This window comes from Psychrobacter piechaudii (assembly GCF_900162825.1).
Classification (GTDB): Bacteria; Pseudomonadota; Gammaproteobacteria; order Pseudomonadales; family Moraxellaceae; genus Psychrobacter; species Psychrobacter piechaudii.
Genome location: NZ_FUGE01000184.1, coordinates 1 through 26,006, shown reverse-complemented (window position 1 = coordinate 26,006; position 26,006 = coordinate 1). Strand labels below are relative to the sequence as shown.

Annotated in this window: 23 protein-coding genes and 2 pseudogenes; 15 read left to right on the top strand and 10 right to left on the bottom strand. The window is 41.0% G+C overall.

Annotated elements, in window-relative coordinates; genetic code table 11:
• The first annotated feature begins 43 nt into the window (after positions 1–43).
• Positions 44–397 carry a transposase gene (locus tag A1019T_RS13255; protein ID WP_425271956.1) on the top strand — a complete coding sequence of 118 codons (354 nt, stop codon included), beginning with the start codon at positions 44–46 and terminating at the stop codon, positions 395–397.
• Here A1019T_RS13255 and A1019T_RS10245 read toward each other — a convergent pair.
• Positions 392–1,336 (bottom strand): annotated as a pseudogene (locus tag A1019T_RS10245) (RNA-guided endonuclease InsQ/TnpB family protein); the annotation flags it as partial. The gene A1019T_RS13255 and the pseudogene A1019T_RS10245 sit on opposite strands and share 6 nt — an antisense overlap.
• Before the next feature lie 98 nt (positions 1,337–1,434).
• Positions 1,435–1,764: a neutral/alkaline non-lysosomal ceramidase N-terminal domain-containing protein gene (locus A1019T_RS10240; protein WP_077451552.1), complete on the bottom strand. Its 330-nt coding sequence runs from the start codon at positions 1,762–1,764 to the stop codon at positions 1,435–1,437.
• 113 nt (positions 1,765–1,877) lie between these two features.
• On the opposite strand from A1019T_RS10240, the gene A1019T_RS10235 reads away from it, so the two are divergent.
• A complete protein-coding gene (locus A1019T_RS10235; RefSeq protein ID WP_077451551.1) occupies positions 1,878–2,447 on the top strand; it encodes a YchJ family protein in 570 nt (189 codons plus the stop codon).
• Between the two features lie 41 nt (positions 2,448–2,488).
• Here A1019T_RS10235 and A1019T_RS10230 read toward each other — a convergent pair whose 3' ends face one another.
• The 5 genes from A1019T_RS10230 to A1019T_RS10215 form a co-directional block, all read right to left on the bottom strand.
• On the bottom strand, positions 2,489–3,403 hold the full coding sequence (locus A1019T_RS10230; protein WP_077451550.1) for a class II glutamine amidotransferase: 915 nt from the start codon (positions 3,401–3,403) through the stop codon (positions 2,489–2,491).
• Between the two features lie 16 nt (positions 3,404–3,419).
• A complete protein-coding gene (locus A1019T_RS10225) occupies positions 3,420–3,677 on the bottom strand; it encodes a hypothetical protein (RefSeq protein ID WP_077451549.1) in 258 nt (85 codons plus the stop codon).
• Between the two features lie 151 nt (positions 3,678–3,828).
• A complete protein-coding gene (locus A1019T_RS10220) occupies positions 3,829–4,878 on the bottom strand; it encodes a homoserine kinase (RefSeq protein ID WP_077451548.1) in 1,050 nt (349 codons plus the stop codon).
• A gap of 166 nt (positions 4,879–5,044) precedes the next feature.
• Positions 5,045–5,410, bottom strand: coding sequence for a hypothetical protein (locus tag A1019T_RS13730; protein WP_244156629.1), 366 nt, complete (start codon positions 5,408–5,410; stop codon positions 5,045–5,047).
• Positions 5,395–6,651: a Na/Pi cotransporter family protein gene (locus A1019T_RS10215; RefSeq protein WP_244156628.1), complete on the bottom strand. Its 1,257-nt coding sequence runs from the start codon at positions 6,649–6,651 to the stop codon at positions 5,395–5,397. Before A1019T_RS10215 ends, A1019T_RS13730 begins: the two co-directional genes overlap by 16 nt.
• 434 nt (positions 6,652–7,085) lie before the next feature.
• Between A1019T_RS10215 and hisF the strand changes: the two genes are divergently transcribed.
• From hisF to A1019T_RS10155, 12 genes are all read left to right on the top strand, one after another.
• Positions 7,086–7,856: an imidazole glycerol phosphate synthase subunit HisF gene (gene hisF / locus A1019T_RS10210; protein ID WP_077451547.1), complete on the top strand. Its 771-nt coding sequence runs from the start codon at positions 7,086–7,088 to the stop codon at positions 7,854–7,856.
• Positions 7,857–8,020: 164 nt separating this feature from the next.
• Positions 8,021–8,539, top strand: a complete 519-nt coding sequence (ribH, locus tag A1019T_RS10205; protein WP_077451546.1) for a 6,7-dimethyl-8-ribityllumazine synthase — start codon at positions 8,021–8,023, stop codon at positions 8,537–8,539.
• Between the two features lie 144 nt (positions 8,540–8,683).
• Positions 8,684–9,418 carry a transcription antitermination factor NusB gene (nusB, locus tag A1019T_RS10200; protein ID WP_077451545.1) on the top strand — a complete coding sequence of 245 codons (735 nt, stop codon included), beginning with the start codon at positions 8,684–8,686 and terminating at the stop codon, positions 9,416–9,418.
• A gap of 168 nt (positions 9,419–9,586) precedes the next feature.
• Entirely contained in the window at positions 9,587–10,642 is a 1,056-nt protein-coding gene (gene thiL / locus A1019T_RS10195; protein WP_077451554.1) for a thiamine-phosphate kinase, read from the top strand.
• 46 nt (positions 10,643–10,688) lie between these two features.
• Positions 10,689–11,291, top strand: coding sequence for a phosphatidylglycerophosphatase A family protein (locus tag A1019T_RS10190; protein ID WP_077451544.1), 603 nt, complete (start codon positions 10,689–10,691; stop codon positions 11,289–11,291).
• A 250-nt stretch (positions 11,292–11,541) separates the two neighbouring features.
• Entirely contained in the window at positions 11,542–12,909 is a 1,368-nt protein-coding gene (gene glmU / locus A1019T_RS10185; RefSeq protein WP_077451543.1) for a bifunctional UDP-N-acetylglucosamine diphosphorylase/glucosamine-1-phosphate N-acetyltransferase GlmU, read from the top strand.
• 177 nt (positions 12,910–13,086) lie between these two features.
• Entirely contained in the window at positions 13,087–14,934 is a 1,848-nt protein-coding gene (gene glmS / locus A1019T_RS10180) for a glutamine--fructose-6-phosphate transaminase (isomerizing) (protein WP_077451542.1), read from the top strand.
• A 128-nt stretch (positions 14,935–15,062) separates the two neighbouring features.
• Positions 15,063–15,878, top strand: coding sequence for a TnsA endonuclease N-terminal domain-containing protein (locus A1019T_RS10175; protein WP_077449157.1), 816 nt, complete (start codon positions 15,063–15,065; stop codon positions 15,876–15,878).
• Positions 15,862–17,967, top strand: a complete 2,106-nt coding sequence (locus tag A1019T_RS10170; RefSeq protein ID WP_077449156.1) for a Mu transposase C-terminal domain-containing protein — start codon at positions 15,862–15,864, stop codon at positions 17,965–17,967. Before A1019T_RS10175 ends, A1019T_RS10170 begins: the two co-directional genes overlap by 17 nt.
• Before the next feature lie 17 nt (positions 17,968–17,984).
• The gene (locus A1019T_RS10165; RefSeq protein WP_077449155.1) at positions 17,985–19,667 is read left to right on the top strand and encodes an AAA family ATPase; all 1,683 of its coding nucleotides are present in this window, start codon (positions 17,985–17,987) and stop codon (positions 19,665–19,667) included.
• 1 nt (position 19,668) lies between these two features.
• Positions 19,669–21,225, top strand: coding sequence for a TnsD family Tn7-like transposition protein (locus A1019T_RS10160; protein WP_077451541.1), 1,557 nt, complete (start codon positions 19,669–19,671; stop codon positions 21,223–21,225).
• A complete protein-coding gene (locus A1019T_RS10155; RefSeq protein ID WP_077449153.1) occupies positions 21,222–22,787 on the top strand; it encodes a Tn7-like element transposition protein TnsE in 1,566 nt (521 codons plus the stop codon). The genes A1019T_RS10160 and A1019T_RS10155 overlap by 4 nt, the downstream gene beginning before the upstream one ends.
• Positions 22,788–22,882: 95 nt before the next feature.
• Here A1019T_RS10155 and A1019T_RS10150 read toward each other — a convergent pair whose 3' ends face one another.
• The 3 genes and pseudogenes from A1019T_RS10150 to A1019T_RS10140 all read right to left on the bottom strand — a co-directional run bounded on the left by A1019T_RS10150 (position 22,883) and on the right by A1019T_RS10140 (position 24,514).
• The gene (locus A1019T_RS10150; RefSeq protein WP_077449152.1) at positions 22,883–23,206 is read right to left on the bottom strand and encodes a helix-turn-helix domain-containing protein; all 324 of its coding nucleotides are present in this window, start codon (positions 23,204–23,206) and stop codon (positions 22,883–22,885) included.
• A gap of 550 nt (positions 23,207–23,756) precedes the next feature.
• A pseudogene (locus A1019T_RS10145) lies at positions 23,757–24,239 on the bottom strand (IS5 family transposase); the annotation flags it as partial.
• Positions 24,240–24,250: 11 nt separating this feature from the next.
• Positions 24,251–24,514: a transposase gene (locus tag A1019T_RS10140; protein WP_077449150.1), complete on the bottom strand. Its 264-nt coding sequence runs from the start codon at positions 24,512–24,514 to the stop codon at positions 24,251–24,253.
• Positions 24,515–24,578: 64 nt separating this feature from the next.
• Between A1019T_RS10140 and A1019T_RS10135 the strand changes: the two genes are divergently transcribed.
• A protein-coding gene (locus A1019T_RS10135; protein ID WP_095532609.1) for an IS3 family transposase occupies positions 24,579–25,743 on the top strand; the annotation gives its coding sequence in 2 pieces (ribosomal slippage) (positions 24,579–24,835 and positions 24,834–25,743; 1,167 coding nt in all).
• Positions 25,744–26,006: the final 263 nt, after the last annotated feature.

The window sequence follows — 26,006 nt, the reverse complement described above, 5'->3', positions numbered from 1 at the left end:
TTTAGTGATTGTCGCAACCAATCAACTAGAAACAGTGGATGCGATGGCAAGCTATGCTAAGCGTTGGGAAATTGAGACTTTATTTGCTTGTCTAAAGGGGCGTGGCTTTAATCTTGAAGATACCCACTTAACCCATCTTGATCGGGTCAGTAAATTAGTCGCAGTGAATGCCTTAGCATTTTGTTGGGCTTATCATGTCGGTATTTATAAAGACAAAGATAAGCCGTTAAAACACAAGTTGAAGTCAAACGCTCGACCTCAAGCCAGTTTGTTTGCGCTTGGCCTGGATTTATTGATTGAAGGTCTTCGTTTGGTGTTTTTTAACAATGATAAGACTGTCTTTCGACAGTTAGTTAGCTTTTTAACCCCTAAACCTATGAAAATCCGGTGGGGATGATTTTTTTGTCGTGTGCAGAGAACTCTCATTTACGATCTCAAGCTGACAACCTGCATGCTTGCATTTGTATTACAGTTGTCGTTTAAGCTCAAACCAACCTGCATCGTATGTCGATTTAGCTAGCTTGTTTTTTTTAGTTGTAAATGAGCGTGATTTAACATCACCAACCACAATCAAGCTGTTAGCTTTAACAAGCTTGGTGGTGAATTTATGAATTAAGTCTAATCTTGTGTTTTTGATTTTAGCATGGATTGCTTTAACACGTTTTTTATTCTTAGCACGCTGGGCTACTGCTAATTTATTCGCCCACTTTTGCGTTTGCTTAATAGTGAGTTTATCACCCATTGAGGTAGTAGCAGACTCTTTTAAGCCCAAATCAATTCCAACGCTGCCCTTGCCACTTACTTGCTTAGGAAAGTCTTTAACGGTGATACACGCATACCAACGATTACGACTGTCTTGTACTATCTCAAGCGTGTTAATTTGATATAGGCTTAGGTTGTAGTTATCGAATACATCGATGATGAGCTTTTGACCTTTAGATAGCGATAGCTGTATGGTTGATTTCAGTACTTTCTTTCCCGTTTGTCTTGTGCTTAGGTATTTGATAGCAGACTTTTTAAAAGGTATCCAGCCCAGTGTTTTGCGTTTTGCATCAGGACGATTGCTGCGCCAGTTAAGTTTGGCTTTTTTAAACTGCTTACGCGCCTTGGCGTGAGTTTCATTGATGGCTTGCAGTGTTTGACTGTGCAAGCCTAAATACTCACCGCTTCCTTTGGTGTACTGGCTTAAATCATAAGCACTAAAAAACTTACCAGTACGTTTTAGATGCTCAAAACTTAACGCATTAACATAGTTCCACACGAAGTTTACCGAACCGCTTAGCTGATTCAGCTCTTTTATGTGCTTGTCTTTAATGCGTAGTTTGAGGGTTTTCATGCCTTTAGTATGGCAAGTTTAATTTTGACTTACAACCCTTTAACGACTTCTTACGACAGTGTGTGTCGCCTTATATCCACCCCCTGAAGTGGGTGGTTTTACGGCGACTGGTGATAAACAATGCGATTTTTTTCCGCATCGGCTTCAGCAATAATAAAAGCTCGAGAATATAAGCGGTCATTAATGCCGGTTACGACTTGCTTTGCGGCATAACCAAACATGCCTGTCTCAGCAGCAGGACCGGTAATGTCCGCTTTGCCGGCGCCTACTAAATATTCTGAGGCGGTAGGTTTTGCTAGAGAAGGGGAGTCTATGCCCACAGTTTGGGCCGAGACAGAGGTTGAATCAGCGGTAGAGTTGCCTACATCACTAAGACAGGCGACTGAGTTCAAAGTAACGGTGGCAGCACAAAGTGAAGTAAGTAGCATAGCAATTGCTCTTAATAAAAATGAGGAGGCATGGGATTGCTTAAGTGGCTTTTTAAGTGTTTAATTTATCACTGAATACAATAATTACTCTTTTTTATATCTGGGTTGCTTCTATGGTCTCGAAAGTATCGAAAACTTGTCCCTGTCGTATTACTCCTAACGCTACTGTGCCAGCTACCTCAAACTCCGATGAGTTGGCCTACAGTGAATGTTGCCAGCCGTTACATCAAGGTGAGAAGCGTGCTGATAGTAGCGAGGCTCTAATGCGCTCTAGATACTCAGCTTTTGTGATGGTTTTGACCGACTATATCATAAAAACCACCCTGCCAGCCCAACAAGCCTTATTAGACAAACCGGCAATTGAAGCGTGGGCAGAGCAGACGAGGTGGGCGGGATTGGAGATTATCAATCATAGCCCCAAAGTAAGTAAGTGCCATGCTCAAGTAGAATTCAAAGCTTATTATTATGGGGACCAATTAGGCAGTCCCAAGCTATCGGCTCATCATGAGCTGTCGACTTTCGTTAAAATAAAAGACCATAAATCTTCATCAAAAAATGAAACTACTGGGGCAGAGAGCTGGTATTTCTTAGACCCTACCGTCAGCATGACCCTGACCCAAAAACAGCCTTGTATTTGTGGCTCAGGAGAGAAGGTTAAACGCTGCTGTGGCCCGTTTTTATAAGCTGCCGAAATGAGGACCGTTGTAGAGGCTTAGCCTTAGCGTTATAAGCTGGCGCCCACTTCTTTAGCAATAGCGATGCCTTCTTCAATGGTCAAGTATTTGCGTAAGCTCGGCGTGTCTCTAAATTCAATATCCCCATCACGGAACACCAAACACTCATTAACAGCCAACTGTTGCCATTCTTCGTTTTCTGTCAAAGGAACAGTAACGATAATGCTGACCTTATCTTTATCGGTGGTGACATCGCTAAAATTAATGGATAAGTCATCATCGGCAAGCTTAGCCTCACCAAAAGGGGCCTTGCGGGTTAAATAAAAGAGCAGCGAATTGGCATAAGCCAGCTGCCAATCCCCATTCGATAATAAACAGTTAAATAACCCATTGGCAGCTAAATATCGACATTGAGTGGTCAAAAACTTGAACAGCTCTTGGTCTGATGGACGCTGTTTATAAGTAGACTTCAAACGATTAATCAAATAGCAAAAAGCGGCTTCAGAGTCTGTGGTGCCCACAGGGCGACAATATTCACTATTGCCATTGTCTTGCAGACGTTGACAGCGCTTAATGAAGCCTTCATTCATTTGGCCATTATGGGCAAACACCCATTGCTCGCCCCAAACTTCACGCACAAAAGGGTGGGTATTGGCAAGACAATTGGTACCTTGAGTGGCTTTTCGAATATGAGCAACCACGTTTAACGCTTTAATCGGGTAGTTTTTTACCAATTCTGCGACCGGTGAGCGAAAGCTGGGCTTATCGTCATGGAATACTCTAAGACCTCTACCAGAGTTTTGAGCGGGACTTTGATCGGATAGATTACAGGCACTTGGCTCAAAAAAAGCAATGCCAAAGCCATCACTATGATGATCGGTATTACCGCCTCTATTATGAAATCCGGTAAAACTAAAGCCAATATCTGTTGGTGTATTGGCATTCATACCTAATAATTGACACATTTACACTATACCGCCTTTAATCTTCTTCATTATCTGGTTGTTGAGTGAAGTCGGTATCTTGACTCACTTCAATGCTGTCTAAAATTTGTTTTGCCTTAGCCAACTCTTGTTTTTGGACCCAAAGTACAGCTCCAGAATTCATACCCGGTATCGCACTTAAAGTTTGCAACGCCACCTCAATACCGTTGTTTCTAATTAAGTTGGCATGAAGTTCGGCTTGAATGTTTGTATCGTAACCTACCAATTTGTACCAATCATCAACTTGATTACTCATGGTTCTATCCCTATTAGTGAAACGTTATTTGAGTGTTTGGCTATACTGAGCTTTTAACCAGTTTAAGTCATTAGCTATTCTGAGTAACTGTTATTTAATTACAATTATCAGCAATTTAGCAGGCATGTTTCACGTGAAACAAATTTATACTTTACTTATTTTTGAAGCTAACTTGATTCCAGTGATAAGCAGCCAAGCGCTTCATCAGATCTGGGTTTTTTACCATGATACTATCGCCGGTACGCCCTTGTTCATGGTTGTAGTAAATCACATTAAGTCTTAATAACCAGAAAGTCACGGCTGCCATGGCCAACATTACTGGGAGGGCCTGCTTTTCAGCTGCGCTCAAAGGACGTTTGCTTTGATAGCCCTCGATAAAAGCCTGCTTCTTTTCGGTGTTGAAATTAACGCTCTCGCCATCATTCGCGTCGCCCCAGGTGGTACAGAAGTCATTGATAGTGATGGCAATGTCCATTACATAATGTTCCACACTGACTTCCGTGAAATCCAGGAGACCGGTCAGCTTCTCATTACCGTCCTCCAAATCCCATAAGGTGTTATCAGCGAACATATCTAGGTGACAAAGACCTTTAGGTAAAGACTCTAGCGGTAACTCCTCATAAGCTTGCCAAATATCGTTCATTAGCTTAGCTTCATCGGCAGGCATAAACTGAGTCTCACGGTCACGCACCTGATCCCAAGGATACAATGGCACGCCATACTCTTCGGCTGGCGTTAAGCTTTGTAGCACGTTGTGTAATGTGGCCAATGCCTGCCCCATGCTATAACACATATCCGGTGTGGTGTGCTTGGGATGTCCCCCAGATAAACAAGGCACTAAAGTAATGGCCTTACCTTCAAAATGAGCCACATAAGGGGAGGAGCCTTCAGCCGTTGAGGATCCCTCAGCTGTAGAAGATCCGTCCGTATCAGACGCTACTTTGGCCAGAGGCGCAGCAACCGGCAAAGTATCTTTTAGACGGTTCAAGATGGTGGCCATTTTGGCAATGTCTTCGGGAGGACGCTCTTCAAACAAGGTAAATACGTAAAAGGGGCTATCTGCTGTATCCTCTGTGGTTTGAATAAACCAGTTAGAGTTTTTGATGCCTTGGGTGATAGGAATGGCCTTGGCAAAAGAAACGCCAAACATTTGACAAAAATCTTTGAACTGGTCATCTGAAAGGTGAGTATAAACAGACATGAGGCTCTCTTAATAGTTAGGGTTAAAGAATAAATAGTGGGATAAACTAAAAAATAAGGGGTAATTGGGTATTTAACTATACTCTCATTATACTTAAAAGTCGGCAAGTAGCAGCTATCAGCTTTGATGACAATTTGCTGTAATAATTTACTATTGTCTAAACTGACTACTGTTTAAACTGGCTATTGTCTAAACTAATTAGTATCTCCGATAATCCGGTTTTAATGCGGCGCACATAGTTCATGTCATTGATTAAGGACGAAGCTTGCATTTTGTCTATTTTATTTTTTCTGAGTTTTTCCAATACCTGAGCATGAGGTAAGTGAGTCTCTTCACTGCTTTCAATAAAGGCGGTTAATGCCCGTTGTTTTTCTGCAAGCAGTTTGGCATAAGACTCAGGATCTAACTCCTTGCTAGGCTGAAACAAAGAGCGGACCGCGTTAAAGCTAAGTAACATCTCAAACAGGCTTTGGCGCAGCGCCATATAATCTTGATGAACCTCAGCGTCAGAGTTACTTAAAAATTGGTGCATGTTTTTTGTAAGTGCTTACTTTGCTTCACTATTTCTACCACGTGGAATGCGGCAATATGAGCCTCAATCAACTTCTTCTGTAACTTGCCATGAGGATTGATATCAATCTTACTGGTGAAGTTTAAAATCTCGCTATAAAGGGGTTTTATTTGCCACTCATAGATGGTTTGTACATCTAGCTTAAGCGGAGGCTTAGGGTCGGGTAGCCGGCCTGTGGGACGGTACAACTCAGCATTGGGCACATAAATGGCGTGACAAATCACCTCTAAGGCTAAAGTAGTTAAGTGCTGAATTTCTTGAATAACTGCAGAAATAGCGGTGTCTGTGGCCTTTAACATGTTTCTGTGAAGATGAAGCGGCAAAACCGCCTCAGAGTCATCGGGCAGCCGTTTTTTCGGTCTTTTATCAGGCAAAAACAGCTTTAGTTTTTCAATAAACTGTTTCTGAATGCCCCAAAATACCGATACCCCCAAAACGTTGAATAAGGTGTGAAACAAAGCCAGTTGTAATAAGGGGGAGTTCATTCCCGCCATTTTTGCGACCCAAGCTACGCTATAAGTTAAGGGCACCCATAATATTAGAGCCAGTAGTGCAGTAATCCAGTTGTAGATTAAATGGGCGAGAGCTAGTCTTTGTCCATTGCGATCGCTGCTCAGCATACCTACTAAAGCAGTAGTAAAGCTACTGCCTAAGTTGGAGCCTAAGGCAATTGCAAAACCTTGGGTGAGGGTGATCTGACCGGCGGCTAGTGCGGCTAAGAATAAGATTATTGTGGCATGCGAGGATTGTAATACACAGGTTAGTAAAAAGCCGAGTAGGGTAAATAGCAGAACTTGGCTAATACCACTGGCTTCAATGCTGTTGAGTTCAATAGTAGCAAAGGCGCCAAAGCCGTCTTTAATTGAGTCAATCCCTAAGAAAATTAAAGCAATACCAACCAAAGCTTGCCCAAAAAACTTGAGCCGCTTGTCCAAAAAGCCTATAAAGACACCCACCACCAACATCGGAACCGCTGCAGGGCTTAAGCTGACACTTTGACCGGCTAAGGCCAGAAGCCAGGCACCACTGGTTGCCCCTAAGTTGGTCCCTAAGATAACAGCCAAGCCGCCAGACAAGGTAATCATGCCTGTGCTTAAAAAGGCGATGGTCAGTAACGAGACCAGAGTAGTTGACTGCAAAAGGAAGGTCGAAAAAATACCAAACAAAAAACCCTTGGTCGGCGTAGCGGTACTCTTTGCCATCACTCGCTCTAAAGTACCCCCAGCAGTATTGTGTAGCCCCTCCTCAATAGCGCAAGCCCAAGGTACTTTGTTTTTTTGAGGTACCGTAAAACAAAGGGGGGCACCATGCTGTTAATATAACGGTTTTTCATTTTCATAAGGGCACACAGCCAGGCTAATCAGGCCAATAGTTTTATAGATTAGCCTAAATAGCCGCAGTAAACCATGTGCAACCACTAATATTTATCAATTAAAAATCGGTCCTAGTGTTTCAATAGTCCTTCAAAGATTTTATCCAAAGACAATGACCCTATTTTGGGTTGATTTTTTGCTAAAATGAAGGCAAGGCTAGAGGTCTAGACCGATACTAGGCATAATGCAGGTTGATTAAACAAAAAAAACAGCACTCACTTAAAGCAGTATTTGTTCAAAATTTTAGAAACAGGATGAAGGCAATGTTGGCAAAAAGAATTATTCCATGTTTGGACGTAGACAATGGCCGTGTGGTTAAAGGCGTACAGTTTGTCGATATTAAGGATGCGGGTGACCCAGTAGAAGTAGCGCGTCGTTATAACGAGCAAGGCGCGGATGAGATTACCTTTTTAGATATTACCGCTACCCATCACGGCAGAGATACCACCTATGACATGGTTGAGCGCATTGCTGAAACAGTATTTGTGCCTTTAACGGTGGGCGGCGGTGTGCGTAAAATTGAAGACATCCGTAATTTGCTTAATGCCGGAGCCGATAAAGTAGCTATTAACTCAGCGGCGGTGTTTACCCCAGAGTTTGTTGAGGAAGCTGCTGCTAAGTTTGGTAGCCAATGCATTGTGGTAGCCATTGATGCCAAAAGGGTAGCCGATGTAGACGGTGAGCCCAGATGGGAGATTTTTACCCATGGTGGCCGTAAGCCCACAGGAATTGATGCTGTGGCTTGGGCCGCTAAGATGGCTGACTTGGGAGCTGGCGAGCTGCTGGTCACCTCGATGGATGGCGATGGTACCAAGCAAGGTTATGATTTAGAGCTAATGAAAGCCATTACTAGTACGGTTAATGTTCCGGTGATTGCCTCCGGTGGTGTTGGAAATTTACAGCATTTAGCGGATGGGGTACTCAAAGGCGGCGCCGATGCGGTGCTAGCTGCCAGTATTTTCCACTTTGGAGAATATACCATTGGTGAGGCTAAGCAGTTTATGGCAGACCAAGGTATTGAGATGCGTCTATAGCGCCATTCATCAAGGCAAAACAGAGAGCAGCAGTGGCTGCGGTGAAATAGTTACATTTTTGTCGCTATTAACCCAGTTATTCACCACGATTGTTACTAAAACCGCCTTTAAAAAATGTTATCATAGCTGTAATTTTATATCATCATTCGGATTAGGATGTCGTTATGCAAGATTTACAAAAGCAACGTGAAGCCATTACTCATATTGAAGGCAATTTATATCAAAATAAAGATGCCCGTATCGGTATCGTAGTGGGCCGTTTTAATGCGTTTGTTGTTGAGTCACTAGTAGATGGTGCCATTGATGCGTTATTGCGTCACGGGGTATCTGGCAGCAATATCAGTGTGATTCGTGTGCCTGGTGCATTCGAGCTGCCATTGACCGCTCAGCGTGCTGCAGAATCAGACCGTTTCGATGCGGTTGTGGCATTGGGCGCAGTAATTCGTGGTAGTACGCCTCACTTTGATGTGGTAGCCAATAGCTCTGCAAGCGGTCTAGCTAGCGTTTCTATGGACTACAACATCCCAGTCATTAACGGTATCTTAACCACAGATACCATCGAGCAAGCCATTGAACGTTCAGGTACTAAAGCGGGCAACAAAGGCGCTGAAGCTGCGATGGTAGCGCTTGAGATGATCGCTGTGTTGTCTCAACTTGATGTTGATTATGATGAAGAAGACTAAATCAGTTTTCCTATTCGGTTAAATTTTTTATCCTGTGAGTTGCTGCCGCAGTTTCGACTGCGGTGGTTTTGTCCCTAAAATATTTTTAGTTAATAACCCATAGTAATGTCAAAGCTCGCTCTTTGATGATAGGTATTTATATACATGAGCACTCAAAATCCGGCACATACTAAAGACAACCCTCAATCAAACGACCAGTTTGATATAAATGAATCTAGTTACAAGACCAGTCACGCTGCTGTGCGTAAGGCACGTCGTTTTGCTTTACAAGGCCTGTATGAGTGGTTGATGACGGATCATCGCTTTGAGCAAACAGGAATGAGTGAGTGGAAAGAAAACCCTCCTCATGATATTGCAGCGCGTACTCGTGCCAGCAATGCTATGCACACCGTACACCTGGGTTATTATCACAGTATGATGCGTGAAATACCTGAGCAAATTGATGTGCTAGAAGCTTTAATTGCACAACATTTAGACCGCCAGATTGATCAGATTGACATGGTGGAGCATGCGGTGCTGCTTATCGGTGCCTATGAACTAAAACACAGCTTGCACATTCCTTATAAGGTTGTTCTTGATGAAGCCATGAAGCTCAATACCCATTTTGGTGCAACCGATGCTCATAAGCTTATCAATGCGGTAATGGATAAACTGGCTGCAGAGCTACGTACTGTTGAAGTGGAAGCCGATAAAGGCAAAGGCTATAAGCAGAAAAAGCAGCAAGCCAAAGCGGATCAGTTAAGTACAGCACAAGCGGAAGAGGCTGTGGTTGAACAGGACAACGCTGAGCAAGCCACGACTGAAGCGCCAAAAACTGTAGAGGCGGAGCAACAACCGCGCCAGCCAAAACTGCGAATTGGACTCAAATCAAAAAAATAGCCAGATAGAGGCTAAGGTTTATTAAGTTTTAGACATCAAGGCAAGGCTATCTATTGAACCTGATAGATAGCCTTTTATTTAAGTGGTCTTGGCTTGGCTTTAAAAAAGACGGGCTTCATAAGCGACTACAATAGGTAGTGACTCTATCAAACTTTAGGATGAAGAATGATGACTGAATTTGAGCTCATTTATCGTTATTTCAAAGCCCAAGATACCGAGGGAGCAAGTATTGAACATACGGCCATTATCAAGGATTTGGGAGACGACGCTGCAGTAGTAGCCATCAATGCGCCTAGCCAGTGGCTCACTTGTGTTGATACTTTAGTTCAAGGTCGGCACTTTAGTGAAGATTGGCAACAGGTATCTGAATTGGCCTTTGCTATTGGTTATAAAGCGGTTGCGGTTAATGTTTCTGATATCGTGGCCATGGGCGCCAAACCTCACAGTATCTTATTGGCTTTGGCCTTGCCTGAACGTCTCGCCAACGAGACATGGTTGGGGGAGTTTGCCAAGGGGTTGTTTCATGCGTGCAAGCAGTTTGGTGTAAGACTGATTGGTGGGGATACCACCCGTAACGATAAGCTGATTATTAGTATCACTGCAAATGGGATACTGCCTGTGGCCATTCAACCTGTCTATCGCAGTGGGGCTAAAGTAGGGGATAAAATCTATGTTTCCGGCACTATAGGCGATGCCAGTTATGCTCTTAATTATCCCGAAACTGAGGTTGGAAAGCAGTTGGCTCATCGACTGCATATGCCCACTCCGCGCAGCATCTTAGGTCAAAAGCTTGCCAGTATTGGCTTGGCAACGGCGATGATGGATGTCTCTGACGGGCTAGTTCAGGATTTAGGGCACTTATGTCAGCAAAGTCAGGTGGCTATGAGTCTACAATTGGACCAGCTACCAACAAGTAAGCCTTTACAGCAAGTAGAGTTGGCCGAAAGACTACGCTGTCAGCTGACAGGCGGAGATGACTATGAGTTGGTATTTACCCTGCCGGCATCGGTGCAGTTATCCCAAGACTTACTGTCTTCAGTGTCTACCCCGGTAACCTGTATTGGTGAGGTGATAGAGTTGCAACAAGTGCAGCCAGTCGGTAACACTAACTTTGGGTCATCAGCTATTGAGCTTACCTATCAAGGCACTGCCGTTACCGAGCAAGCGCCTTATCCTTTTGATGGCTTTCCAAACTTACACGGCTATCAGCATTTTAGTAGCTAACCCAAAATTTAACTAGAATTAGCCCAATGATTATGAGGGAGCGACTATGTCACTAGATTCTAATATGAACCATAAGCCAGATATTAGTAAAGCCAATGAATGTCCTCCTTTGCCTTTAGGGGCCAGTCTGCTGGATAAGGTGGTATATTGGTTGGGAATTGGTTTGGGGAGCGGGTTACCCAAACGGGCGCCAGGGACTTGGGGAACTTTAGGCGGTTTAATCATAGCTTTGCCTTTATTACAGCTGGGTTTCATTTCCTTCTTGGTTATTAGCTTAGTAGCAAGTATAGTAGGGATTTGGATCTGCGATAGAACTTCAGTGTTGATGCAAGTCCATGATGACCCGCATATTGTTTGGGATGAATGGGCGGGCATGTGGATCAGCTTACTGCCTCTGTCTTTTATAATGACTTATGCTCCGCAATATTTGACCCTAGGCTACTACTGGCTTGCGATAATTCTGTCTTTCATTTTATTTAGATTTTTTGATATTGCTAAGCCTAATCCTATCAGGTGGGCGGATAGAAAACTAACGGGCGGCTTAGGTATCATGTTGGATGATATTTTAGCCGGCATTATGGCTTTAGTAGCTTGGCTGATGATTGTGGCTAGTATTGTGACATTTTATCCTAGTGGTTACGGGGCTTAGCTATACAGTCATGGGGCCCAATATTAGTAGATAGCCAAAGAATATAATGCCAGAGCTTGGATAAAAATTTTATAAGAAGCCTCAGGCAACAATAGTGCAACTGAATCCATTTTATTAGTTTTGCTGTATTATTTTAGATAAATAACGGCTTTTGGGTGACCATTACCATAAACCATTAGCCATAGGTTTTTGCCATTTAATTCGATTTTTATTTTCGCTATTTTTTTATTTCGCTAAGAGTTAACTGCTTATGACTACCACACTAACGACGATTATTCTTGCAGCGGGTAAAGGTACCCGTATGAAGTCTGCCAAACCTAAGGTTTTACAAACGCTGGCAGACAAGCCCTTATTGGCCCATGTGCTAGACACTTGTCAAAGTGTGAATGTAGATAAGACCATTGTGGTCTATGGATTTGGCGGTAGTCAGGTAAAGCAGGCGATGCAAGATTATGAGCTAACTTGGGTTGAGCAAACTGAACAGTTAGGTACAGGTCATGCGGTTCAAGTGACTTTGCCAGAGTTGCCAACTGAGGGCAAAAGCTTAATCTTATACGGTGATGTTCCCCTAGTTAGTGCCAAAACTTTGACACGTCTAAAAGAGGCCAATGTTGAAGGGATGTCTATGTTGACCTTAACCGTCGATAATCCTTTTGGATTGGGCCGTATTAAACGCGATGAGCAGGGTAATATTATTGCTATTGTTGAGCAAAAAGATGCCAATGAAGAAGAGCAGGGCATTCGTGAAATTAATAGTGGTATCTACTGTGTAGACAATACCTTATTGCACAAGTACTTGCCAAACTTGTCTAATCATAACGCTCAACAAGAATACTATTTAACCGATATTGTGAAAATGGCCGTAGAGGATGGGATTGCAATTACTGCTATTGAACCCGATTATGAGTTTGAAATTGAAGGGGTAAATAACCGTCAACAGCTGGCCAGTCTTGAGCGTAGTTGGCAAGCTAAATTGGTAGAAGATTTACAAGTTCAAGGGGTGCAGTTTGCTGACCCAAGTCGGGTTGATATTCGTGGTGAAGTCAGCGTCGGTCAAGATGTGTTTGTTGATATCAACGTGGTGTTCAAAGGCAAAGTAAGCCTAGGTAGCAATGTGACCATCGAAGCGGGCTGTATTATTAAAGACACCCAAATTGGTGATAATGTGCATATCAAACCTTACTGCGTCTTTGATGAAGCGCAAGTGGGAGAGGAGGCAACGATTGGACCCTTTGCTCATTTGCGTCCCCAATCGGTATTGGCCAAAAAGACCCGTTTGGGTAACTTTGTGGAGATTAAGAAATCCCACATTGGCGAGGGTAGCAAGGTCAACCATTTAAGCTATGTGGGCGATGCACAGCTAGGAGCTGGCGTTAACTTCGGTGCTGGGGCAATTACTTGCAACTATGATGGGGTCAATAAACATCAGACCATCGTGGGCGACAATGCCTTTATTGGTACCAATGCTTGCTTGGTGGCTCCGGTTAATATTGGCAATACAGCAACCATTGGGGCAGGCTCAGTAATTACCAAAAATGTAGAAGACAAGGCATTGGCGATTGGCCGAGGACGTCAGGTTCAAAAAGACAACTATCAGCGTCCTGAAAAAAAGAATTAATCTAATTATTGATGTCCCTATACTTAAGAAAATGGGCTCAAAAAGCCCATTAAAAAGTTTTGTGAATTTAAACAGCTAGTAACAGTTAATTATATTGATGAGTAAAGAGCAGAGCAGGCCAAACAGGATGGGCTCTATTATAATACCTTGTCAGTAACCATGATTTGAGGATTTTTTATGTGTGGAATAGTGGGTGCGGTAGCAGAGCGTAATATATCAAATGTATTGTTAGAAGGCCTGAAGCGTTTAGAGTATAGAGGTTACGACTCAGCTGGCTTGACCATTATCCATGAAGGTGAGCTACACCGTGAGCGTCAAGTGGGTAAGGTACAAGCCTTAGTAGATGCTGTAAAAAATAATAGTGAAAGCTTTAAAGGTCATATTGGTATTGCTCATACCCGTTGGGCGACTCATGGTGAGCCTGCTCAACACAATGCCCATCCACACGTTTCAGGTAAAGTGGCGGTGGTTCACAATGGCATCGTTGAGAACTATGGTCCGCTAAAAGAAGAATTAATAGAGAAAGGTTATACTTTCACTTCTGAAACGGATACAGAGGTCGTGGCGCATTTAGTAGCCGAAGCCTATAAAGAAACCAATAATTTATTAAAGGCCGTTGAGAAGATTGTTCCTTTATTACATGGTGCTTTTGCTTTAGGCGTGATTCATGTGGACAATCCTGATGAGCTAATCACTGTTCGTTTAGGGTCACCCTTGGTTATCGGAGTGGGTATTGGAGAGAACTTTATTGCCTCTGATCAGTTGGCACTATTACCAGTAACTAACCGCTTTATGTATCTTGAAGAAGGCGATATTGCGGTTATTAAGCGCGACAGTATTCAGGTATTTGCCGACGGTCAGCCTGTAGAGCGTAACATTACTGAGCTTGATGCAAAAAACCATAATGCTGATAAAGGTGAGTTTAAGCACTATATGCTTAAAGAAATCTATGAGCAGCCTGATGCAGTGGCCCGTACCGTTGAGATGGGGGCGACTAGCAACGATTTGAAAGAAGAATTTTTACAGCGTCATGAAGCGCTTTTGGCTAAAGTGCGTAATATTCAAGTCTTGGCTTGTGGTACCAGTTATCATGCTGGTTTGATTGCCAAATATTGGTTTGAAAACTTAACCCGCCTGCCTTGTTCTGTGGAAGTGGCGAGTGAGTTCCGCTACCGTAATCCCGTAGTAGTAGATGACACCTTAATTATTTGTCTTTCTCAGTCAGGGGAGACCGCTGATACCTTATCTGCCCTTCGTGAAACACAGCGTAGAGCTAAAGTTGGTGAAATTAAAGGCCTAACTACTCTAAGCGTCTGTAACGTAGCGACTTCCTCTCTAGTTCGCGAAACCGATATCTTTATTCCAACACTGGCTGGTGTTGAGATTGGGGTAGCGTCAACCAAGGCCTTCACCACGCAGTTGGCAGCCTTGATGTTGTTGGTATTGAAAGTGGGTAAAGTGCAGCAGCGTATTGAACCAGAGCAGTTATCTGAGATTGTGACTGAGATGCATAAGCTAAAAGGTCAGCTTGATAGAAGCTTAAACTTAGATCAGGCGATTGAAGCTATGGGTCAGAAGTTTGAAGCCAAACACAGCACCTTGTTCTTAGGCCGCGGGGTACAATTCCCACTGGCTTTAGAGGGCGCGTTAAAGCTAAAAGAAATCTCTTATATTCATGCTGAAGGCTATGCTGCAGGCGAGTTAAAACATGGCCCATTGGCTCTAGTAGATAAAGACATGCCAATTGTGGTGCTTGCGCCAAAAGACAGCATGTTAGATAAGCTAAAAGCAAACATGCAAGAAGTTCACGCCCGTCATGGTGAGCTGTTTGTATTTGCTAGCGAGTCGAGCCAACTGGTCAGCGAAGAGCGTTTACATGTGATTCATGTACCAGATGTCAATGAGCACTTGGCACCGATTGTTTATAGTATTCCAGTACAGTTCCTGTCTTACCATGTGGCAGTTATGCGCGGTACCGATGTGGATCAGCCACGTAACTTGGCTAAGTCAGTTACGGTCGAATAATAAACAGTTAGACAATAGATTGTAATGTCAGCGAGTAATAAAGATTCATACTGAGTAATAAAGTATCATACTGTTGACTCCAACATAACCCCTTGCTAAAGTTTATATAACTTTAGTAGGGGTTTTTTATGCTCACAAAAAAACAAGAAAAGTGGCTTAAAGAAGGTAGAGGTCAGGGGGAGTTAGCTGACTATAAACCTTGGATAAAAATTTCTGATATATCCTCTTCAGGTCGATCACACAGAGTCTTCGGTCATAAGACAAGACGTATTCATCATTTGATGTCAGATTTAGAATTAGCAACATTTCTATTTCTTGAGTGGAGTCCTGAAATCACAGATATTCGAGAGCAATTTCCTCTTAAATTCGATGAGACTCTTGAGATTGCAGAGAACATGCAAGTAAAGCATCCTGCTATGAGAGGCAATATACATGTCATGACCTCAGACTTTTATGTTGTGAGCTCTAATAAAGAGTTTAGCCAATTTGTTTTGCAAGCTAAGTACTCAGAAGAGCTAATGAAGCCTAGAGTCATAGAGAAATTAGAAATAGAACGACGATACTGGAGCTCGAAAGGTGTTCAGTGGCAGTTAGTTACTGAAAAAGATATACCTATAGATGTTCAAAATAACATTAAATGGCTTTATCCAGAGGCTAGAGAAGATAGCTCTTTAGATGTTTATGACAGTTTAAGTTTTTATGCTCATGAGCTTACTAAAAATCCTGACAAAAGCATTATTGACCTGTGCAGAGATATTGATAGAGCTTATTTCGATGAAGTAGGTAGCTCCTTAAATGAGTTAAGAAGACTATTAGGATTGAGGTTCTTGATATTCGATCTTCGTATAGATTTCAGGAGATTAAAATGTAGTGACATTCATACGAGTGACTCCCAATATTGGGGCTTAATGACAGAGGAGCTTAGATATGCTGCGAATCAATGATGTCTATAGTAATCAAGGCTCAAGGTATAGAATATTAAGCCTTTTACCAGAGCAAGTCGTTTGGATTGATATAGATCGTACATCTGCACTGCCTGAGCTTATACCTATCAAAGAATTAGTAAATCTAATTGAAGAGGGCATATGTTATATCACCGATGATCCTTATCAAGGTTTGCTTTTGCAAGCGCCTGAGGAGGGTAGTACAGCTCAGTTAAAAAGAGATGAAAGCTATGAGCTTATTAAGCCTATTGTAAGCCATCCTTTGTACTATCTTCCAGAAGAACGAGCAAAATTTATTAACGAGATTGTTGACGCTAAAAGAAGCACAAAGCAAACACTGTATCGGCTACTGCGTAGGTATTGGCAAAGAGGCCAAGTACCTAATGCATTACTTCCAAACTATAAAAACTCTGGAGCAAAAGGAAAGAAGCGTATTGCTAAAAATAAAGAGTTAGGGAGACCTAGAGTTTATAAGGAAGGTACTACTGCCATTATTAATGAGGATATAGAAAGGCTCTTCTCAATTATTATAAATAAGTACCTCTTAAACGATAGCAAATATACCATTGTTTATGCGTACCGAAAGTTTAAAGCAATGTATCGTTCTCTAAATCCAGAAGTTAAAGAAGAGGATTTTCCTAGTATCTGGCAGTTTAAATACTTTTATAACTATAACAAGCACTTTACTTCTGTCCAAAAACTTAAGGCTAGGCATAATAAAATTAGCTATAACAAGGATGTAAGGCAGTTAAGGTCAACGGTTAACACGCAGGTTCTAGGTCCTGGCTCACGATATGAGATTGACGCTACCATTGCAGATATCTATTTAGTATCTGATTCAGATAGACAGAGTGTTGTCGGTCGTCCAGTAATTTATTTCGTCACAGATGTTTTTAGTCGTATGGTAGCAGGCTTTTACATAGGATTTGAAAATCCTTCTTATGCTACGAGTATTCAAGCCCTAGAGATGGCGGTAGCGGATAAGCAAAGTTACTGTAAGAGGTATGGCATTAATATCACAGCTGATGACTGGCCATGTATAGGTTTACCTGATGCTATTCTTGCAGATCGTGGTGAGCTATTGGGTCATCAAATTGAAACCTTAGAAAAAAGCTTTTCGGTTCGAGTCGAAAATACGCCTCCTTATCGTGGTGATTTAAAACCTATAGTGGAACGATACTTTAAAACTATGCAGGCAAAGTTCAAACCCTTTGCTCCAGGCGTAGTCACAGGGGTTAAAGAGAAAAAGAAGGGGGGAAATGACTACCGTTTAGATGCTGCTTTAACCATTTTGGATTTTAAGAAAATTATTATTAATTCAATTTTGATGCATAACAATGCTCACCAATTAAGTCACTACGATAGAGACAGTGATATGCCTGCTGATTTACCTTTAGTTCCTATTGAGTTATGGAACTGGGGGTTACAACATCGTACAGGTAGACTTCGCTCTGTTTCAGCGAAAGATTTGTATATTGCGCTGTTGCCTCGAAAGAAAGCTACTTTATCAGACTTAGGTATTAAGCTTTTTGGTAACTATTATATTTGCTCTGAAATCAGAGAACAGGGTTGGTTACACCGAAAAAATACAATTCATAGACCTAAATCGCTTGAGGTTGGGTACGATCCTTTAGATGCCGATACAATCTATATATTTTATGAGCAGAATAGTCTTAATTATTGGAAGGCTCATTTATCTGATCGCTCAAGAGAGTTTAAAGGCTGTAGTTTTTGGGAAGTGTGGCAAATACAGGCTGAGCAGAAGAGAACAGCTGCTAACCAGAAGCTTAAGAGTAGTTTAGCGTTAGAAGAGCTTGAGCGAGAAAATGAAAAAATCATTCAAGAAGCTATCAAAGCTAAGCCAAACGCCTTTAAAACCAAAGCAAACCAGTTAGCTAATATAAGTAATAACAGAAAAAGAGCAAAGGATGATGAGCGTAAAGCCAGGCAAAAAAATAAAAGTGCAAAAGGAAGACTTATTAAGCTCCATAAAGAGGCGAGCAGTAATAAAAATTTGACAAATTTAAGTGAGGAAGATTTAGCGCTCAAGTTTCCTGTTTATTATGATGTTTTATCTGAAGATGACTGATTGAGAAGAGTAGAGCAATGATAGTTAATGCAGTTTATAAGGAAAGTTTTGGCAGCTATAAAGGCAATCCTTTTATTGAAGCGTTGCCTGAGATATTAGAGCCAAGACAAGTTGTTAGAAGCATAAAAAGTAAAATTGATTTTAATCAATCTGACTGTCAAGCTTCATCTTCTGTTCGAGCACATTTAATTTCTCAAATGATGGGGCAGTTTTTTTACCCTATCACTAGGCACATTGACCTTGAGAAAAAATTATCAATCATGATTCGACAAGGGTATGTTGGGCGTAACCTCAAGGATGGTTCACTGAATGCTCGACTTCAAAATGGTTATGAGCGTTTGATGTCTGGTAAAGATGATGTCATTGAGTTCCCTCAAGTAAATTCGACAGCGCTTAGTTTAGCGTTTATAGGTTGCTCGGGGAGTGGTAAGACGACCACTCTCAATAAGATTTTATCTACTTATCCTCAAGTTATTTATCACCCTAAATTTAATTTTACTCAAATTGTTTATTTAAGGGTAGATTGTCCTCACGACGGATCTCTTAAAAGCCTTTGCCTTCACTTCTTTAGAGCAATTGATCAAGCGTTAGATTCTAATTATGAACAAAAGTATGCGTTGAAGCGCCATAGTGTCGAAACTTTGCTTAATTTAATGCGTCAAATATCTAATCATCATGCTATAGGTCTATTGGTGATAGACGAGATACAGCACCTGAGTGTTAATAAATCTGGTGGTGCTGAAAAAATGCTGAATTTTTTTGTGACTCTAGTTAATACAGTAGGTCTACCCGTAGTTATGGTTGGCACACCAAAAGCAAGATTTATCTTTGAAGGAGATTTTAGATCTGCTCGTCGTGGTGCTGGATTTGGTTCAATTTTTTGGGAACAGTTAGCTAAAGAGAGTAACTTTACGCAAGATGATGGGACTTTACGTAAATCTGAATGGAATAAACTTACAGATCACTTATGGAAGTATCAGTGGTTAAGAAAGGCTGACCTCACATTATCTGAAGATATAAGAGATCGTTGGTATGAATTATCTCAAGGAGTTTTAGATATTGTCGTTAAGCTTTACGTTCTTGCTCAGCTAAGAGCTATAGATTCAGGACTAGAGCGTATTACTGTCAAATTGCTGCAAAATACTTATGAGGAGGATTTAAAGCCTATTCATCCTATGATTGAGGCCTTACAGTCGGGTAGAGCTGATAGAATTGCTCAGTTTTCAGATCTGGTAGTACCAGATATTGATAAAAAGTTATTACAGCTTCAAAGTAAGCTGGATCAAAAAAGAGATGAGTTTGATGAAGTATTAGAATATCAAGGTCATGAGTTAAGTATTAGATTACATCGTATGCTGGTAGACCTAGGACAGGAGTCTCCTCTTTTAGTCCCCACAGTTAAAAAAGCTGTTGCTGAGCTACCAGAAGCCACTATAGCTGATTTAATAACTATTATTTTGGACTGGCTGAAAGAAGCTAAGCTAGATCTAGATAATAACGAAACTAAGAGTGCTTCTAAGACGAAAGTATCTACAAGAAAGACTAAGTCTGTTAAACAGAAGGATTGGCATACTTTAGATTCTGACGACCTGCGCTTTCAGTTCAGCCAAAGAGATGAAAGTGAAACATTCTATGAGCATTTAAAAACTAATACATCGTTAATTTTTGATGTCGACGATTGGTTACCTAAAGCAGGCTAGTATGATTAATCTTCCCATGCCATATCCTGATGAGTTGATCTATAGCACAGTTGCTAGGTATAAGGTTAGGGCTGGATTAATGAGCCCAAAACAGCTGTTAGATGACGTTTTTGAAGACAGGGGCGTTGTTGCAACCGTTGACTTACCTTGTCACTTGTCTAAGATTATCGGTCATTACCCTCAGGATACTTTCAACTTAGATTATATTGCCTATCAACACACTCTTTTTCCTTTGTATGCTCCTTTTATTCCCGAAAATAGAAGGCAGGAGTGTTTGAGATGGATGGCTGGACATTCGCAAGGTGCTATTCATTTGTCTATTGGTAGCAACGCATCCAGGCTTCCTGCCTTGAAGTATATTCGTTATTGTCCTCAATGTTTTAAAGAACAATTTAAAGCTCATGGTGAGTGGTATTGGTCACGTCTTTGGCAAGTTTCAGGGGTGAGCTGCTGTATCAAGCATGGCATTAGATTAAAGGATTCGTTAATCGAGTTTAGACCAACTTCTCGACATGACTTTATTGCCCCCAATACCAGAGATTGTTTAGTGCATACCCAAGAGCGTATTAGTGAAGATGATTTGTTTATTGCAGTGAAGGTAGCTGAGCTATTATCTCTTGGCGTACAAGCTTCTCCAAGCCTAGAGCAGTGGACTGTCTTTTATCGAAGCTTGGCTCGTTCTCATGACTGTATTAGAGGCTCTCAACATATAGATCATCAGCGTATTTTAAAAAAAGTGAAGAAAAGATGGTCATTAGAGTTTCTAGAGTCAAATAACTTAAGTAATCTTGAGAGTGAAACAGGTTGGCTTCGGGGTATTTTTCGTAAACATCGTAAGTCCTTTAGTTATGTCGAGCATATCGTCGTTATTGCTTCTATGTTCGAAGGTGAACCTTGGACTTTTGCAGAAGTAATTGATCAAGTAAAAAGTCAGCCACTTAAGCAACTTGCAGATAAAGGAAAGACTAAAAACATACTTAAAGTTGATATAGGAGTTATTGAAGCAAACCGAACTGTTTGGTTAAAACTGATACAGAGCAATAAGTCCTCTGTTAAAGAAGCCAGAAAAGCAAATCAAGCACTGTATGCATGGCTATATCGAAACGATAAGCAGTGGCTTATGAATACTAACAAGATCTATCATAAGCCTCATATACCTAAAGGCCTTATTGTTGACTGGCAAAGGCGAGATATTGAGTTAGTAAAAGCTTTAATTAACCTAGATAGGCAAACCTGCATCGATTTAACACTGCCTCGTAAATCCAAAAAATGGTGGGTACAACAAATTGGTGCGGTTTCGCTTATTGAGAAAAACTTGGATAAACTACCTGTAGTATCAAGGTTTTTAGATCAATACAGTGAAGATATTAGTGACTATCAGATTAGACGATTAAGCCGTGTATTAATTGACAACTTATTAAAAAAAGAATCTGTACAGCGTTGGGAGATATTACGGCTAGCTGGGTTAAGTGATGAGCGAATTACTGACGAGTCCAGTCGATTTTTAGCAAAGGCTCACAATATTGTGAATAGACGAATTAGCAAGGTGAGTATATGAAAGTAAAAGGCTATCCAGAAGACGCTCAAATACGGTATATTGCTAATATTTTTAAATTTAAACATTTGAAATCATGGAACCTTGAGCTTTGCATAAAAAGTGAAGATCAAGATCAGATATTACATACTCGGCTATCAAACTTACCAGCTATAGCAAAAAGAAGAATCATAAACCCTTCAGATGGGCAGTCTCGTAAAGGTGGTTATCCACTAATTTTGAAGGATATCTCTACTTTTGATTGGCAAGTGGGTATCGACTTAGAAAGTGGTGGTAATACCTTTGTGTTTGACTATGTCAGATCAGGTGAGCCAAGAGTCACCGTTCATATACCTCAAATTGAATTTGCACGAGTTTTGTTTTTTCATAATGCTTATCTTGCCCAAAACTGCAGGGATCATGGGATATTGACTAGAGAGTTTAGGGCTCAAGACACACAAGATGACTCAGTGTTAGTAAATGTATCGCCTGCAAGTTCTTTACCTCTAAAAGTCTTCGAAAATGAAGGACAAAGGCGTTTATTAGCGTGGATATTATTAGATGATAATGCTCGACATTCGTATGAAAGTATTGCTAAGCATTTTATAAATGACGTTAAAGATGATGAAGACAAGAAGGTATGGGTATTTCAATTTGATCCTCCACAACTTGAAAGTATATCGTTAGAGACCACAGGCTGGATGGATAAAAAGACGGGCAACTACCATGTCTATGAAATTATAGGTATTAGTAATATTCCCTCATCTTTGACTAAAAAAGTACAGTTTTTTAGCGAGAGGTTTAAAGTTGGTACAGGAGGTGGAGGAAAAAGTAGCGGTTCTCAGCCAATTGATGCATCAGTTGGGGATACTATTGACGATCAGCAAGAGGCTGATGTAGATACTAAATCGAAAACGATAGACATTCCAACAACATCTTTTAGTTTTGCCAGACCAGTAGAGACTCGAAAGGTTGTCAAAAAGCGAGTGCCAGGCGCACAGGGAGATGAAGCTGAAGAGTATGATGAGTTAGTAGAGCTAGGTCTTAGCACAGATGAGGCCACAATTGACGGTACAGCATGCCAAGCTGACTTCTCTGGACTTGATGATGACAGCGATGTTCTAGAGCTTTATATGCAAAGATTTGAAGCCTTTAAGCTACTAATCAAGAGGTTATCAGAACAACCCAACATTTACTGTACTGAGAAACTGCATTTTTTGCCTGCTGTTGGACGTTCTCGGCTACATAGAACAATAGACGGTAATAGGCGATCTGTACTTGAGGTTATCGTTAAAACTGAATCATCTCAGTTTGTTATCCTAGAAATAGATACGACTGACAACTCTAAGTCAGTGTCAACTTTACTGATAGAGATTGAAGATATTGACTCTTGGAACGCTGAAATTGATAAGATACTAAGGATAATTGTTAAGAGATCACTACGTTGGCCGAAGATTAGCTATTTAGAGAGATACGGTACTGTACGTACTTTGAATCATCCTCAAGATGTTTTAGAGTTAACGGAGGATAGTGATGAGTTTATTAGTTGGCAACGTAGATTGTGCCAAGCTTTAGGTATTATTTAGCACTGTTAGCACTGTTATCACAGAGCCATAGAAATAAAAAAGCCATCAAGATTAATCTTAATAGCTTTTCTACATCTAAAATAATAAATTACGTGTTAAGCGATATTATCACTTGGGTATCTGCTGTCATAGCGATTTAAAAAGTCCTGAACAGACTCAAGCTGTTTATAGGCCTTTATCGTATCGCCTTTCATGAAATATTCTTTAACATGAACTTGCTTGTTCTCTTTGGTCGTAGTATATAAAAATTTATCTTGTATATCCCAACCGTCAGAACGAAGCTCACAAAACCGTGCGCCTGAGGCGCAGGTATCAATTTCATGAAAAAGCTGTTTGTTACGCAATCTTGCACCTCGTAACAACCTATATAGAATATGCCCTTTATGGGTTGAAACGCTTGGTACTTTCGGGTGGTTCATAATGAACTCCTTAAAATTAAAGTAAGGAGCATATAAACGCATATACAAAAATAACCACTTTTTTTTGGTGTTTACTTGAGTAAATATGTCAACATGTAGTAAAGTGTAATTTCTCAGGTTATAAATCATTACGTACTGACATGAGTGTTCATATGCTCGTTTTAGTATTTAGTGATTAAAAAAGTAAAGAGGGCTATCAGAAATGGTAGCCCTCTTTTTTTGACCACTAATTATAGTATATCGTCTTTTTTCAATAAGTCCAACTAAAAATAGCTCAATTTGCAAAGAATTTGCCTATTACAGGCGCTTAAATGGTTTTTTGGTATAAACCCACTATAAAAAAATAAAAAGGCACTATAAGCTGTTTAATGATACTCAATGATACTCAATGATACTCAATGACATGTAATCATACTCAATGAATACCTCAAATGGTAGAGAAGAAGGATTGGTTAATTAACATCCAAAATTAACAACAACTGGTTAAAATGAGCTATGCTGAAGAAACCGTACAAGTAAACTTGGTAAACTAAGAAGCTGTATTCACAAGCTAAAGAGTCCTTAATATTAGATGGATGTGAGCCAACTTAACGAAATTCTCAGCAGAGGTCACAGTAACTTCGAAATCCTTAGCAAGACGACGTGAGTTATTTAGCCAAGCAAAGGTACGTTCAACAACCCAGCGTTTAGGAATAATCTGCCAAGAACCTGCAATCTTAGTTGAGATATCGACAGGTAGCTTAAAATCTTGCATCATTTGTTCCTCAAAGGTTCTACGATAACCTGCATCAGCAGATACGGCTTTAATAGTAGTATAGACACTAAGTAGTTTTTCTATGGCTAACTTTCCTGATTTGGTATCGTGAATATTAGCAGCATGAACAACAATGGATAGTAAGTTACCCATTGTATCGACCACAATATGGCGTTTACGACCCTTTATTTTTTTGCCGCCATCAAAGCCTGTATCATGTGCTTTACTGGCTGTTTTAACGCTTTGAGAGTCAATGATAGCGTAACTTGGTTCAGCATCCCTTTTGGCTTTTAATCGCTTTTTTTAACCAAGTCTTGTAGTATTTTGTCCCATAGACCTGAGTGATTAGCTCGCCTAAAGAAACTCCATACTGTGGTGTAAGGCGGAAAGTCATTAGGAAGCAGACGCCACTGACAGCCTGTCTTTGTGATGTAGAGTACCGCATTGACTAGCTCTCGTTTGTCCCATTTATAGCGCCGATGATGGCTAAAGTGAGGTTCAATGCGTCTCCATTGCTCATCGGTTAAGTCGGTTGGATATATCTTTCTATTCATGTGAGTATTTTAATTTATTTATCCTTGTGAATACAGCTTCTAAGCACATTTACAGGAGTTTACCATGACCAAGAAAATCAGAACCTACAGTGCAGAATTCAAAGCCGAAGCCGTCAAGAAGATAGCAGACAATAACGGTAATATTGCAGCTACTGCAAAGCAACTTGGTATCGCAATGCAAACTCTATCGAACTGGAATAACAAATCCAATCAGGGCAAGCTTGAAGGAACTAAGCCGTACGATCCACAGCTTATGGCGGTGATAGAAGAGAACAAGCGCCTCAAACGACAGCTTAAAGTTGCCGAGGAGGAACGAGAGAATTAAAAAAGGCGACGGCGTACTTCGCCAAACACAGCTAGTAAGGTACGCCTTTATTAAAGATAACCAGTCCCTCTTCAGCATTTCTACTATGTGTCGTGTACTAAAGATTAAGCATTCAAGCTACTACGACTGGCTGAGTCGCGATATCAGCAAGCAGCAGATACATCGCAATCATTGCGAGTTACTGGTGAAAGCCGCTCACAGTGAAACTTGTGAGCGCTATGGTGTTGAGCGACTGCATGCAAAGCTAACCGAGCAAGGGCACGATATTAGCCTATATATGGTTCGACGAATTAAAGAAGAGTATGGTATCAAATGCCGTCGTCATAAGCGCTTTAAAGTGACAACCGACTCCGATCATAAAAAGCTAGTCTATCCAAACGTTCTGGATCAGAAGTTTGACGTTAAACGTCCTAATGAAGCGTGGGTCAGTGACATCACCTATATTTGGACAAATGAGGGTTGGTTGTACTTAGCCGGAGTGAAAGACTTGTATACCAAAGAGCTGGTTGGCTACACCATCAACAGGCGCATGACCGCAGATTTAGTCTGTAAAGCATTGAACATGGCCATCAAGAATAAACGTCCAAGCCAAGGATTGATTGTGCACTCTGATAGAGGCAGCCAGTATTGTAGTCATGCATACCACAAGATCATCAAGCAGCATCAGTTTACAGGTTCGATGAGTGGTAAGGGCAATTGTTTCGACAATGCTCCAATAGAAAGCTTCTGGGGCATATTAAAGAATGAGCTGGTATATCATCAAGACTATAAAACAAGATTCACAGCCATCAACGATATTATCGGCTATATCGAGCTTTACTACAATCAGACAAGAATTCAAAAGGGTTTAGGCTATAGATCGCCAAGACAGGTGTGGTTTGATTTTTATCATCAGGCTGCGTAACTAAAATCTCCCAAGTTTAAGTGTACGGATTTGACGGCAGGGGTCAAATATGTCAACATGTAGTAAAGTGTAATTTCTCAGGTTATAAATCATTACGTACTGACATGAGTGTTCATATTTTTGGGGCTGTCCTAGATAACTAGTTCAAACCCTGTTTAACCCATTGTTTTAATTGTAGTAATTGTTTTAATTGTAGTAATTGCGACTTTGGGTCACTGTGATTGAAACGCCACTCACATTCCTTTAAATAGAGGTGAAAATGT

What these genes read in the sequence shown, in the direction of transcription:
- A1019T_RS13255 (WP_425271956.1), top strand. Translation starts at nt 44, where the DNA reads ATGGCAAGCTATGCTAAGCGTTGGGAAATTGAGACTTTATTTGCTTGT.
- A1019T_RS10240 (WP_077451552.1), bottom strand. Translation starts at nt 1,764, where the DNA reads ATGCTACTTACTTCACTTTGTGCTGCCACCGTTACTTTGAACTCAGTC.
- A1019T_RS10235 (WP_077451551.1), top strand. Translation starts at nt 1,878, where the DNA reads ATGGTCTCGAAAGTATCGAAAACTTGTCCCTGTCGTATTACTCCTAAC.
- A1019T_RS10230 (WP_077451550.1), bottom strand. Translation starts at nt 3,403, where the DNA reads ATGTGTCAATTATTAGGTATGAATGCCAATACACCAACAGATATTGGC.
- A1019T_RS10225 (WP_077451549.1), bottom strand. Translation starts at nt 3,677, where the DNA reads ATGAGTAATCAAGTTGATGATTGGTACAAATTGGTAGGTTACGATACA.
- A1019T_RS10220 (WP_077451548.1), bottom strand. Translation starts at nt 4,878, where the DNA reads ATGTCTGTTTATACTCACCTTTCAGATGACCAGTTCAAAGATTTTTGT.
- A1019T_RS13730 (WP_244156629.1), bottom strand. Translation starts at nt 5,410, where the DNA reads ATGCACCAATTTTTAAGTAACTCTGACGCTGAGGTTCATCAAGATTAT.
- A1019T_RS10215 (WP_244156628.1), bottom strand. Translation starts at nt 6,651, where the DNA reads ATGGCAAAGAGTACCGCTACGCCGACCAAGGGTTTTTTGTTTGGTATT.
- hisF (WP_077451547.1), top strand. Translation starts at nt 7,086, where the DNA reads ATGTTGGCAAAAAGAATTATTCCATGTTTGGACGTAGACAATGGCCGT.
- ribH (WP_077451546.1), top strand. Translation starts at nt 8,021, where the DNA reads ATGCAAGATTTACAAAAGCAACGTGAAGCCATTACTCATATTGAAGGC.
- nusB (WP_077451545.1), top strand. Translation starts at nt 8,684, where the DNA reads ATGAGCACTCAAAATCCGGCACATACTAAAGACAACCCTCAATCAAAC.
- thiL (WP_077451554.1), top strand. Translation starts at nt 9,587, where the DNA reads ATGACTGAATTTGAGCTCATTTATCGTTATTTCAAAGCCCAAGATACC.
- A1019T_RS10190 (WP_077451544.1), top strand. Translation starts at nt 10,689, where the DNA reads ATGTCACTAGATTCTAATATGAACCATAAGCCAGATATTAGTAAAGCC.
- glmU (WP_077451543.1), top strand. Translation starts at nt 11,542, where the DNA reads ATGACTACCACACTAACGACGATTATTCTTGCAGCGGGTAAAGGTACC.
- glmS (WP_077451542.1), top strand. Translation starts at nt 13,087, where the DNA reads ATGTGTGGAATAGTGGGTGCGGTAGCAGAGCGTAATATATCAAATGTA.
- A1019T_RS10175 (WP_077449157.1), top strand. Translation starts at nt 15,063, where the DNA reads ATGCTCACAAAAAAACAAGAAAAGTGGCTTAAAGAAGGTAGAGGTCAG.
- A1019T_RS10170 (WP_077449156.1), top strand. Translation starts at nt 15,862, where the DNA reads ATGCTGCGAATCAATGATGTCTATAGTAATCAAGGCTCAAGGTATAGA.
- A1019T_RS10165 (WP_077449155.1), top strand. Translation starts at nt 17,985, where the DNA reads ATGATAGTTAATGCAGTTTATAAGGAAAGTTTTGGCAGCTATAAAGGC.
- A1019T_RS10160 (WP_077451541.1), top strand. Translation starts at nt 19,669, where the DNA reads ATGATTAATCTTCCCATGCCATATCCTGATGAGTTGATCTATAGCACA.
- A1019T_RS10155 (WP_077449153.1), top strand. Translation starts at nt 21,222, where the DNA reads ATGAAAGTAAAAGGCTATCCAGAAGACGCTCAAATACGGTATATTGCT.
- A1019T_RS10150 (WP_077449152.1), bottom strand. Translation starts at nt 23,206, where the DNA reads ATGAACCACCCGAAAGTACCAAGCGTTTCAACCCATAAAGGGCATATT.
- A1019T_RS10140 (WP_077449150.1), bottom strand. Translation starts at nt 24,514, where the DNA reads ATGAATAGAAAGATATATCCAACCGACTTAACCGATGAGCAATGGAGA.